The sequence below is a fragment of the Catalinimonas locisalis genome, from assembly GCF_038039535.1.
Taxonomy (GTDB): Bacteria; Bacteroidota; Bacteroidia; order Cytophagales; family Cyclobacteriaceae; genus Catalinimonas.
In genome coordinates, this window is the sequence record NZ_JBBPHP010000026.1 from 46521 (window position 1) to 58353 (window position 11833).

Below are 11833 nucleotides of genomic sequence, written 5' to 3' on the forward strand. Positions count from 1 at the left end.
AGAATTTTATGAAAAAATTAGCAGTTGTAACCGGAGGAACCAAAGGAATAGGAAAAGCGATCATTAAAAGCTTTGCTACCGAAGGATTTTCTATCGCTACCTGCTCAAGGACAGAGAGTGATCTGGAAAAGCTCCAAAAAGAGATAAATGATAAATATCCTGAAGTTGATTTTCTTTATCAATCGGCCGATTTATCTGATAAAAATCAGGTTAAAGCTTTCGCAGCAATGGTTAATACTTCTGGTATACCTGTAGAAATTTTGGTCAATAATAGCGGGCTTTTCATTCCCGGGCAGATTCATCAGGAAGAAGAGGGAGCTTTGGAAAAAATGATAGATACCAATTTATACAGCGCTTATCATCTCAGTCGTGCACTGATCAAGCCCATGATGGAGCGTAAAAAAGGGCATATTTTTAACATTTGTTCTACAGCCAGTATAGTGCCTTATACCAACGGGGGTTCGTACTGCATAGCCAAGTTTGCCATGCTGGGAATGAGTAAAGTGCTTAGGGAAGAAATGAAGCCCTATGATATCCGTGTAACCTCTGTATTGCCTGGCGCCACATATACTGCCAGCTGGGAAGGAACTGATTTGCCGGAAGAACGATTTATGAAGTCAGAAGATGTAGCTGAAACGGTGTTAACGGCTTACAAGCTATCCGATCGTGCAGTAATGGAAGAAGTACTGATCAGACCACAATTGGGAGATTTGTAGCTTAGAATTTTACAACATTTCAACTGTAACCAAGTTTACTAATAGAATTTATGCAATCTTCGTTATTTTGCGATGGTATTGAGATTCATCTTATAATCATATGTCCATATTAGCATCAGAAGTACAGCCTTTTAAAAAATACTGTCAGAGCCTTACTGCCTACCACCGACGTCAGACCCGTGAAGTCTATATTGGTGATATTCCGCTGGGAGGTGATAACCCAATCAGGGTACAATCTATGACCACTGTGGATACGATGGATACTATGGGCTCGGTGGAGCAAACCATTCGTATGGTTGATGCGGGTTGCGAATATGTGCGCATCACAGCACCAAGTATCAAAGAGGCTCAGAACCTAGAAAATATTAAAAAGGAACTTCTGAAAAGAGGCTACAAAGTACCTCTGGTTGCCGATATACACTTTACGCCTAATGCTGCTGAACTAGCCGCGCGACTGGTAGAAAAGGTGCGTATCAATCCGGGCAACTATGCAGACAAAAAGAAGTTTGAGCTGATTGAATATACGGATGATACTTATCAGGTAGAGATTGAGCGTATTCGTGAGAAATTTGAACCACTGGTAAAAATCTGTAAAGAATATGGCACCGCCATGCGTATCGGTACCAATCATGGGTCTCTATCAGATAGAATCATGAGCCGTTATGGGGATACTCCCTTAGGCATGGTAGAGTCCGCTTTAGAGTTTATTCGTATCTGCGAGGAACTCAATTATTATGACATAGTGGTGTCTATGAAAGCCAGTAACACCCAGGTGATGGTGCAGGCGTACAGATTACTCGTTCAAAAACTGGACGAGGAAGGCTTACAACCTTATCCACTGCATCTGGGAGTGACTGAGGCTGGAGATGGTGAAGATGGCCGTATCAAATCAGCCGTAGGTATTGGTACATTGCTGGAGGATGGCCTGGGAGATACCGTAAGGGTTTCTCTCACTGAAGAGCCTGAATTTGAGGTGCCCGTAGCTTATAATCTTGTAAAAAGATATGACAGCCGTTCATCGCACGAGCGGATTTTTCCAATTGAGCATGTACCCAAAGATCCATATAGCTACAGTCGGAGGAGAAGTCATGAAGTGGGCAATGTAGGAGGAGAAAATGTACCCAGAGTTATTACAGATGTTCGTAACGTAGAGGACTGGACATACAAGGATTTTAAAAGTATCGGACATTTTTACCTGCCTGAGCCTGATAAGTGGACCATGAATGAAATTGGCTGTGACTACATTTATACAGGTTCTCAACCTATTGATTTCATGCTTCCTAATGGACTAAAGGAAATTTTAGATTATCAGGCTTGGCTGAATTGTGCTGATAAAATTAATAAACTTCCTCTGTTTAGCTGGGATGAGTATCAGGACAGAGAGGCATCTCATTCCTATGCCAACTTTTTGGAGATCAGTCTGTCCGAAACAAATGAAGGCTTTTGGCAGAAAATTGCGGATGATCAGAATTTGATATTAATTCTGGATACTGATAATGAGCATGCAATGCCTGAACAGCGCAGGTTCTTTTATGAACTGATGAATCGTGCTATTGATTTACCAGTCATTATCAAGCGCAAGTATGGAGATTTAGAAGATGAAAAAGTGCAGTTATACAGCGCTACGGATATGGGAGGATTGTTGATTGATGGTTTTGGTGATGGAGTTCTATTAAGTATGGATATCGTCCGGCCTAAGCCGAAAGAAGCGCAATTACAAATGATTGCAAGAAACAACAGCATATCTTTCGGTATTCTTCAGGCCTGCAGGACAAGAATGTCTAAAACCGAATACATTTCATGCCCTTCCTGCGGACGTACTTTATTTGACCTACAGGAAACTACTGCGATGATACGTAAAAGAACCGATCATCTCAAAGGAGTGAAAATTGGTATTATGGGCTGCATTGTAAATGGTCCGGGAGAAATGGCAGATGCTGATTACGGTTATGTAGGGTCTGGGAAAGGAAAAATTACGCTTTATAGGGGGCAAAATGTAGTCAAAAGAAGTGTTCCTTCTGAGCATGCAGTGGATGAACTTATACAACTGATCAAAGAAGATGACCGCTGGAATGAACCTACCTCTCACCCGGAGTAGGCTGTAGATTTCAAATGAACGTTTTGTTGAAATTGTTGCTTAATTAAGTAAACACTATAATTATGAGCGATAATAAGAAAGGTGGATGGAAAGACTTTTTCTCATTAGGAGAAGTTGGAGGTTATTTTTTCCGAAGCAAAGAAAAAAACCGCACAGATAATGTGAATCTTAAAATGATGCATGGTATCAATAAGATTTCAATTGTGATGTTCTTGATAGGAGTTATTTATCTGGTAATCAAAAACCTGTTTTAGTTGGATATAGAATCTTTTCGCAATTACTGTCTTTCAAAGAAAGGGGTAACAGAAGAATTCCCTTTTGATGAACAGACACTGGTTTTTAAAGTCATGGGAAAAATGTTTGCTCTGACTCATATTGATACTTTTGAGAGTGTAAACCTGAAATGTGATCCGGAGAAAGCAGTTTTGTTAAGGGAACAATATCCTGAAATAAAACCAGGTTACCACATGAATAAGAAGCATTGGAATACAGTCTTGCTTAATGGAAGTATCGGAGATAGGCATATCAGAGAATTGGTAGATGAATCTTATGCACTGGTGTTGAAAGGATTGCCCAAAAAAGTTCAGTAATAACTTGCACTTCTTACAAAATCATGACAGATACTAAACCAACTTATCTTGCTTTAGGCGACTCGTATACAATTGGAGAGGGAGTGAAAGAGGAAGCACGCTGGCCGGTTTTCCTTGCAAATAAATTAAATTGGCAAAGTCCTCAGATTATTGCTACTACGGGCTGGACGACTTCTGAGCTCTTAGAGGGTATTTCTAAAGCGCAAATCGCTTCATCTTACGATTGGGTTTCTTTACTCATCGGAGTGAATAATCAGTACCGAGGGCAAAGTCTGGATAGCTATCAGCAGGATTTGATTCGTTTAGGAGAATTTATGCTTCCTTTGGTAGCGCATAATACCAAAAGGGTTTTCGTAATTTCAATACCCGATTATGGTATAACTCCTTTTGCAAAAGACAAAAGTCCGCAAACAATCAGTAGTCAAATTGAAAGTTTTAATCAAGTTAAAAGGGATTTTGCGCGTCATTTTGGCTTTCAGTATTGCGATATCACTCAGCACTCATTGAAAGCTGAGCATCATCAAGATTATCTTACTGATGACCAATTACATCCTTCTACAAAGATGTACAGACTTTGGGTAGATGAAATAATAAAAACCTGTGATTTTAGCTGAGCGTATATAAGATATATTTTTTTCCATAAAAGCTATTTCTTAAAAGATAAAGACTGATAAATTGCGTAAAATCTATAGCTTTGTTTTGAAAAGCTTTACTTACTTTTTTTGATATTATTGTTTTTAGCTAAGTGAAAGGTCATGACAGGAACACTTGATATTGCCATTCAGAAAATACAGAACTCAAGAATCAATAAAGTTGATTTTGACAATATCCCTTTTGGAAAAGTATATTCCGACCATATGTTCATCGCTGACTATAAGGATGGGCAGTGGGGAGCATTAAGAATTGTCCCATTTGAGCATCTGTCAATGAGTCCGGCGAATGCAGCATTGCATTATGGACAGTCAATATTTGAGGGCATGAAAGCCCACAAAGGTCCTGATGGAAGCGCTCTGATTTTCCGTCCGGAAAAAAATGCGCAACGCTTCAATCGTTCTGCGGTAAGAATGTGTATGCCCGAGTTACCCGAAGAAATATTTATTGGTGGTCTGGACGAATTGGTAAGATTAGATCGTAACTGGATTCCTGATAAGGAAGGAAACTCACTCTATCTCAGACCGTTCATGTTTGCTGCTGATGAGTATATCGGAGTGCGTCCGTCTCTTACCTATAAGTTTATGATATTTACCTGTCCGGTAGGTGGATACTACAGTAAGCCGGTTAGGGTTAAGATAGAAACTAAATTCGTAAGAGCAGCAGAAGGAGGGACTGGGGCTGCTAAAACTGCTGGTAATTATGCTGCTTCTTTATACCCTGCGCAACTGGCTGGAAAAGAAGGTTATGACCAGTTGATCTGGACTGATAGTAAAACCCATTCGCTGATTGAAGAGGCAGGAACTATGAATATCATGTTGGTCATTGACGGTAAGTTAATAACGCCACCTACCAGCGGTACTATTCTGGAAGGTGTAACCCGTGATAGTATATTAGAGCTTGCCCGTGACTGGGGGATGGAAGTAGAAATAAGAAAAGTTACAGTAACAGAAATCATTGAAGCCATCAAGGCTGGCCGTCTACAGGAAGCTTTTGGCGCAGGTACTGCTGCTACTGTTGCCCATATTGCTGCCATTGGCTATGAAGGAATTGACTATGAACTACCACCGATAGAAAGTAGAGAGTTTTCTAACAAAGCACTGGTAGAAATGGAATCTATCAAGAGAGGAAAAAAAGAAGACCGTTTCGGTTGGATTCATAAAATTTAAATATTATAAATTGTACTGAAATCCACTTTAGACGAAAAGTGGATTTTTTTTGTTTAACTCAATATAAATTGTTACACCCATGACTAAAGATCAACTGAAAGATTTGAAGGCAAGAGTAGATGCCTTGAGGAGGTATCTTTGACTACGATAAGAAGATAAGTGAAATAGAAGATGAAGAAGCCATAAGTGTTCAGCCAGACTTCTGGAACGACCCTAAGCAGGCAGAGCTCACGATGAAGTCCATTCAGAGCAAAAAAGTATGGACTAATAATTTTGAAAAAGCTCAGACTGCCTATGAAGACCTGGATACGCTCTATGAGTTTTATGAAATGGATGAGGTCAGTGAAGAGGATATCAACAAAGAGTACAAAAAGACTCTCCAGATCATTGAAGATTTAGAGTTCAAAAAAATGCTCTCTGGAGAAGAAGATCAGCTCAGTGCCATCCTGGAAATTAATCCTGGAGCTGGTGGTACAGAAAGTCAGGACTGGTCGGAGATGCTCATGCGCATGTACATCATGTGGGGGGAGAGTCACAACTATAATGTAAAGCAAATCAGTTATCAACCGGGGGATACTGCCGGAATTAAAGGTGTTTCTTTAGAGTTTGACGGAGAATTTGCCTACGGCAATTTAAAGTCGGAAAATGGTGTACATCGTTTGGTAAGAATTTCTCCATTTAATGCTAACGGTAAGCGACAAACTTCTTTTGCATCAGTATTTGTATACCCGGTAGTAGATGATTCAATTGAGATTGATATCAATCCCGCAGATATCACATGGGAGACTTTCCGTTCAGGAGGTGCAGGTGGGCAGAATGTAAACAAGGTTGAAACCGCAGTCCGTTTACGTCATGCTCCTTCTGGTATTGTGGTAGAGTGTCAGCAGGAAAGATCTCAACTTCAGAATAAAGATAAGGCCATGAAAATGTTGAAGTCCAGGCTTTATCAGGTAGAAGTGGAAAGAAAAAATGCGGAAAGAGCAGAGATTGAAAGTAATAAGGATAAGATAGATTTTGGGTCCCAGATCAGAAATTATGTGCTACATCCTTACAAACTGGTTAAAGATACCAGAACTAGTGTAGAACGTACGGATGTTAATCAGGTGCTGGATGGAGATTTGGATGAATTTATCAAAGCCTATCTGATGGACCAATAATCAAAAAAAAAGCAGGTCGGTTATGCCTGCTTTTTTTATATGATTATCTCAAGAGCAAAATAACTCTCAATTTGTTGCCGGATATTGTTGAATCTGTAGGAATATTAACTTATTATCTTCGTTTCAAAGTAATATAAATGAGGAGGAATAATTAAATACTTTTGTGTGGACATTGATATTTTTTTACAACTAACTATTTCCCGGCAAGCGCAGTATACCTGGAAACACGGTAGTCATTTGGCTAGGAAAGATGGTTTCCGTTTTTACCACGATCTATACGCATTAAATGATTTCTTTGTAGAAATTGTCTATAATCTTGAACTAGGCCAAGTAGACAGGATAGAAGGATTTTTACAAACCTCTCGTTTAAATCCTTACATTGAAGATATAAGTCTGGATGAGTTATTTTATTAAAAGCCTCTGATTTGCACAGAGGCTTCATTATTTATGATCGGAGCTTTAAATCTACACGGTCACTTCGGTAAAAATCTTATCAACATCTTTTTTAAGAATTACTTCTCTATCCAGAAGCAACTCGGCAACTCTGTTTAATGCCTCTCTTTCATCTTTAAGAAGTAATTTAGCTCTTTCATAAGCATTGTGGATCACCAGCTGAACTTCTTCATCAATCTTTTTACCTAAATATTCACTGTAAGGCTTTTGCAGAGATTGTTGATTTTCACCAGTGCTGTCATGAAAACTCAGGTTACCCACTTTTTCACTCAGCCCGTATATAGATACCATGCTATATGCCATCTTGGTTACTTTTTCAAGGTCATCCAGAGCACCTGATGATATTTCATCAAACACTATTTCCTCAGCAGCTCTTCCTCCCAGGGTAGCACACATTTTATCAAAAAGCTGTTTTTTTGTCACGATATTTCTTTCCTGCGGCATGTACCAGTTTGCACCCAATGATCTACCACGAGGGATAATGCTTACTTTGACTAAGTCATCAACATTTTTGAGCAGATGGCTGATTACCGCATGACCTGCTTCGTGATATGAAATAATTTCTTTTTCCTCATCAGAAATTTTTCTGCTTTTTTTCTCCAAACCAGCTACTGTTCGGTCCAATGCATTCATCATATCCTCATTGATCACATAATCTCTTTCGTTACGAGCAGCGATCAGCGCAGCTTCATTGCAAATGTTGGCAATATTGGCACCGGCAAAACCGGCACTTTGTGCTGCCAATACATCAACCTTTATATCATCTTTTATATTGATATTTTTAAGGTGAACTGCAAAAATAGCTTTTCTTTCCTCAAGGTTAGGAAGATCAAGGTAAATCTCACGGTCAAAACGCCCGGGACGTAATAATGCTTTATCCAGCACATCTTTACGATTAGTAGCGGCAAGCACAATTACTCCTGAATTGGTTTCAAAACCATCCAGAGCCTGTAATAATTGATTGAGTGTATTTTCCTGCTCGTCATTACTTTGTAAAGACTTAGCTTTTCCTCTTGACCGGCCAATAGCATCAATTTCATCTATAAATATGATACAGGGAGCCTTTTCTTTTGCCTGTTTAAATAGGTTTCTTACCCTTGAAGCACCAACTCCCACAAACATTTCTACAAAGTCAGACCCAGACATTGATAAAAAGGGGACATTTGCCTCACCAGCTACTGCTTTTGCCATCATGGTTTTACCAGTTCCGGGAGGGCCAACCAGTAACATTCCTTTAGGAATTTTGGCGCCCACAGTAACGTATTTACTGGTATCTCTCAGGTAATGTACTACTTCCGCTACTTCAGTTTTAGCTTCTTCTAATCCTGCGATGTCATTAAATCTGATGGATGGCTTGTTCGTTTCATCGTATATTTTTGCCTTTGATTTACCGATTGAAAAGATGTTGTTTCCACCCCCCATAGATTGCTGGGCTCTTTTACGCATAAAGTAAAAAAAGAAAACGATAAGAATGATGGGTAGTAACCATGGTAATAAGCTGGACAACCAGTTTGTCTGGTAAACATAGTTTACATTAACCGGACTTATGTTGTAGGTTGATTCTGCCTCCTGTATTTTATCCTCAAAAGTTTCCACTGAACCTAAAGTATACTGAAAGTCAGGGCCATTAGTGCTCTGATTAAAAATTCCCTGGTCCTCAGCTTCTTGGTTTGCAGCGCTATCATTAAGATAAATATGAGCAATCTTCTTGTTGATGACCTCTATTTTCTGTACTCGCTCTCTTTGCAGGTAATTTTCTTTCAACTCTTGCCAGCCAATGGATTGTGAAGTGCTGGAAGACTGGCCAAAAAAGTAAAATCCAAACACTACCATTAAGCCAAAAAATAACATCCTCAACCAGGAATTATTAGGTCTCTGATTTCCTTTTTTGCTTTGTTTTATATTTTTTTCTTTTTTATTCATAAGTTTTCGGCTAATTTTTTAATTCTTTACAAGTATAACTACCGAGAACTCAATTCGTTATCTTGAGAATCCTTTTCTTATTGCTAAATAAATAGCTGGGGAAATGATGAAAATTTTCTACAGTGATGGGGAAAATTCGCTTAAGAAAAATGGCCTTTGCCTCAATTTTTGGGACTATTTGGCTTAGGCACGGAATTGGAAATACCTTTTGCAAATTGTTATTCCAGATTTTTTAAACTAGACAATTAAATTTTTTGAACTACAAATATCGCTTCGGCGGCCACTGGAAAAACAATCGGGCTGTTTACTTGATGGAAATGGACTTAGGAGGGTAATTTACCCTCCTTTAGTTTTTATAAGCGGTTTTAGAATATTACTAAAGAAACATTCACGACATACAGCTTTTAGAAATACTTAGAATAAGCTATTTAATTCTACCAACCTCTTCACTTAACTTCTATTGTATCTGTAAGAATATCCTCTATAAAGTTTAGAAAAATAAGCAAAACGTGTGCTTAGCAGGTTTTATGCGCTTTAAAAGCGGTTAAATTCATGTAAGAATAGAATTGGAAAATAAATAATTGAACTTTTTTTATTTGAAACTTAAATATTCTTATTTATATTGCATGCATAATAAGATTAGAAATTGAAAAAATATAAAAATATGATACGCTTTCCAGAACTTGAACTCCAGCCTAATGGAGCCGAATCATTCTATAATGAATATAAGGATAAGCTTTCCGAAGAAAAACTCTTGAGAGGCTTTTCTTTTGCCCAGGCATGTGATGACTTTCAGAGGCATTTCAACAAATACCTCATATCTGATAAGAATAGCATGTATCACATGAATAATGCGGTTAGAAAATTCTTTGTTGACAATAAAGCTAACCGTCAAAGCATGATGCTGTTTGCCATATTTGTGAGGGAGCATCTGGAAATAACCAATGAAATGCTTTTAGAAAAGGAGTATTACGAGTTGATGAATAAGTTTAACGCTACAAAAGAAAAGCTTCATCAATTGCTCAATATGCTATTAGCAGATAACATAGAAAATGAAATAATTGATTAGTTGGATTTGATTTACAGTGTTTTCAGTGCTTGTAAGGAGTAAAGCCAGTGATTATTTAGTTACTGGCTTTCTTATTTCTAGGTTTTCAATTGCAAATTTTACTGCTTGTTTGATAAATGAAAATTGTTCAGTTCCAACCCATTTTTGATTAATTTCAATTTCTATCCCAGCATACACATCATCATCATACTGAGTTCTCAAATAAGTGGTAAGGCCATCATCTATTCCAAGGTAGGGCTCATTAAACCTGATCTGCATATGAGGAAGTTGCATTTGCATGTCCGACTTCAGAAGCGTACTAGTTTGCAATTCCAGAGGCCGTGCAGGATCAAACAAAAGTCCCAAATCTACATCCCGGGTATATCCATCAAATACCGGAGTAAATGAGTGGATAGAAAAGTGCAGGCTTTTCTGATGCTTAAGTACATTGCTTCCAATGATAGATTTAACCTTATTTCTGTAGGGATGATAAAATTCAGCCAATAAATCCGCTTTTTCCTGTTCTGATATGGATTGTGTAAATTCTGAAAAAAGCTGAGGATGTCCCACTGAGCGATTCATTTCTATCAAAAGTCTGCTCGTAGTGCAATACACCAGCGGAATTCCCAATGTTTGGAACAGATATTCAGATACCTCCAGCGTACCTGCGTCCCATCCCCGATGACTTTGAAGTACTTTCTCCTGACCTAGAAAGTATTGTAGAAAAGCAGGAGGAATATAGTTTCCTCCGTGCTCACAGCTTAAGAAACAGGCATAGTTTGCCATGTCTCAAAGGTTTCGTTTTCATCCAGACAGTCACATAATTCGCTGTAAATTAACTTCAGGTTCTCTTTGCTGTAGATACTATCAGCCAACTGAAGGATTTTACCTCCTAGAGATCCACGCATAAGAAGCATATCTAAAGTAGGGGCCCAGGGAGCAATCCTCTGAGGATAATATTCATGTACCAGTTGGTACAAATGCAACCAGATTTGCTTCGCTTTTGCATGATCCTTTTCCCACCGGAATAACTTGAGATAAGCAGCATCTTCAATAACCGTATTTTCGGCATCTTGAATTACCTTCTGGAAAATTTGAAACAGTGCATCTTCTGACCAGCTTTTTTGCTCATCCAATGAGATATTTTTTCCTTCCACCAAAAGCCTAAGTACATGGATGATCAGGTTGAGAATAGCCAAGTCAGCAATTGGGCTTTCCTGTATGTCAAGAATTCTGATTTCTATAGAACCACGATCAAATCTGGCGATCGCACCTCTGGAGTTAAGCCATACTGCTTCCAGGATTTCATCTTTATCAAAAGGTTTGGCTGCTAAACCTATAGGGTCATAGATCATGCGCTGGTAATCTGCCTCGCTGAAAGCCTGCTCAGGAATGACTTTGCCAGTGATTTCCGGAATTCGCTTCTGGTTTTGCTGATAGTAGTCAAGTCGCTTGTCAAGCTTTCCTGTATAGCTGCCTTCCAGTATGGGTGAACTTGCGGTAAGTGCTGGCATTATGGGCATCAGTACACGTATTGCAGCATGCAGTTTGGCAAACTCCTCATCTCCTGAGAACGGAAGATTCAAATGAGTACTCTGCAAATTTGACCACCCATGACCTTTACAGTTAAAAATACGATCATAGGTTTCATAGATTTCTTTATTGCCATGAGGCCAAAGCTGCGTTTCTTTTGCTGGATTCATCCAGGGGTGAGCAGCAGTAGGCATTAATTTGGCATCAAATCGGTTCAGCAAAGCATTAATCTGCTTCACGTTCCTGGTAAAATCTTCCCCTAGCTTCCAGAGGTCATCAGTGGGGTGGGTACATTTTAGCTCAATTACGTGTCTTACCAACTCATTGGACCAGGTAACCGGTCCATTCTCAAATTCATCTACTAATTTACCTGCTGCTGCTGTGAGTAGTTCATCAGCAATAGGTTTTATATCCAATGTATTTTTGTCAACAATCATGTATTCCAGTTCCACACCATAAGCCTGGAAAAGGTGAAGAGGTTTGCGTTCTTGCATG

General features: G+C 38.9%; 12 protein-coding genes. 9 read left to right on the plus strand and 3 right to left on the minus strand.

Features of this window, described 5'->3' with window-relative positions; genetic code table 11:
* The first annotated feature begins 8 nt into the window (after positions 1-8).
* The 8 genes from WJR50_RS23405 to WJR50_RS23440 all read left to right on the plus strand — a co-directional run bounded on the left by WJR50_RS23405 (position 9) and on the right by WJR50_RS23440 (position 6795).
* On the plus strand, positions 9-716 hold the full coding sequence (locus tag WJR50_RS23405) for an SDR family oxidoreductase (RefSeq protein ID WP_341295723.1): 708 nt from the start codon (positions 9-11) through the stop codon (positions 714-716).
* A gap of 100 nt (positions 717-816) precedes the next feature.
* A complete protein-coding gene (gene ispG, locus WJR50_RS23410; RefSeq protein WP_341295724.1) occupies positions 817-2814 on the plus strand; it encodes a (E)-4-hydroxy-3-methylbut-2-enyl-diphosphate synthase in 1998 nt (665 codons plus the stop codon).
* Between the two features lie 62 nt (positions 2815-2876).
* On the plus strand, positions 2877-3068 hold the full coding sequence (locus WJR50_RS23415) for a DUF6728 family protein (RefSeq protein ID WP_341295725.1): 192 nt from the start codon (positions 2877-2879) through the stop codon (positions 3066-3068).
* Positions 3069-3404 (plus strand): MmcQ/YjbR family DNA-binding protein, encoded by a 336-nt coding sequence (locus WJR50_RS23420; RefSeq protein WP_341295726.1) that lies wholly within the window; start codon positions 3069-3071, stop codon positions 3402-3404. It abuts the gene before it with no gap.
* Positions 3405-3427: 23 nt separating this feature from the next.
* Positions 3428-4018 carry an SGNH/GDSL hydrolase family protein gene (locus WJR50_RS23425; RefSeq protein ID WP_341295727.1) on the plus strand — a complete coding sequence of 197 codons (591 nt, stop codon included), beginning with the start codon at positions 3428-3430 and terminating at the stop codon, positions 4016-4018.
* 141 nt (positions 4019-4159) lie between these two features.
* Positions 4160-5224 carry a branched-chain amino acid aminotransferase gene (locus WJR50_RS23430; RefSeq protein ID WP_341295728.1) on the plus strand — a complete coding sequence of 355 codons (1065 nt, stop codon included), beginning with the start codon at positions 4160-4162 and terminating at the stop codon, positions 5222-5224.
* A gap of 79 nt (positions 5225-5303) precedes the next feature.
* Positions 5304-6381 (plus strand): peptide chain release factor 2 gene (gene prfB / locus WJR50_RS23435; protein ID WP_341295729.1). Its coding sequence is split into 2 segments (ribosomal slippage): positions 5304-5363 and positions 5365-6381, totalling 1077 coding nucleotides; the frame shifts between segments, so codons are not numbered across the junction.
* A 165-nt stretch (positions 6382-6546) separates the two neighbouring features.
* Positions 6547-6795: a hypothetical protein gene (locus WJR50_RS23440; RefSeq protein WP_341295730.1), complete on the plus strand. Its 249-nt coding sequence runs from the start codon at positions 6547-6549 to the stop codon at positions 6793-6795.
* A gap of 51 nt (positions 6796-6846) precedes the next feature.
* Here the strand turns inward: WJR50_RS23440 and ftsH are convergent, their stop codons facing one another.
* Positions 6847-8757, minus strand: a complete 1911-nt coding sequence (gene ftsH, locus WJR50_RS23445) for an ATP-dependent zinc metalloprotease FtsH (protein WP_341295731.1) — start codon at positions 8755-8757, stop codon at positions 6847-6849.
* A gap of 664 nt (positions 8758-9421) precedes the next feature.
* Here ftsH and WJR50_RS23450 point away from each other — a divergent pair.
* Positions 9422-9826, plus strand: a complete 405-nt coding sequence (locus tag WJR50_RS23450) for a hypothetical protein (RefSeq protein ID WP_341295732.1) — start codon at positions 9422-9424, stop codon at positions 9824-9826.
* A gap of 51 nt (positions 9827-9877) precedes the next feature.
* Here WJR50_RS23450 and WJR50_RS23455 read toward each other — a convergent pair whose 3' ends face one another.
* A complete protein-coding gene (locus tag WJR50_RS23455) occupies positions 9878-10591 on the minus strand; it encodes an N-formylglutamate amidohydrolase (RefSeq protein ID WP_341295733.1) in 714 nt (237 codons plus the stop codon).
* On the minus strand, positions 10567-11832 hold the full coding sequence (locus WJR50_RS23460) for a carboxylate-amine ligase (RefSeq protein WP_341295734.1): 1266 nt from the start codon (positions 11830-11832) through the stop codon (positions 10567-10569). The genes WJR50_RS23455 and WJR50_RS23460 overlap by 25 nt, the downstream gene beginning before the upstream one ends.
* Position 11833 lies beyond the last annotated feature (1 nt).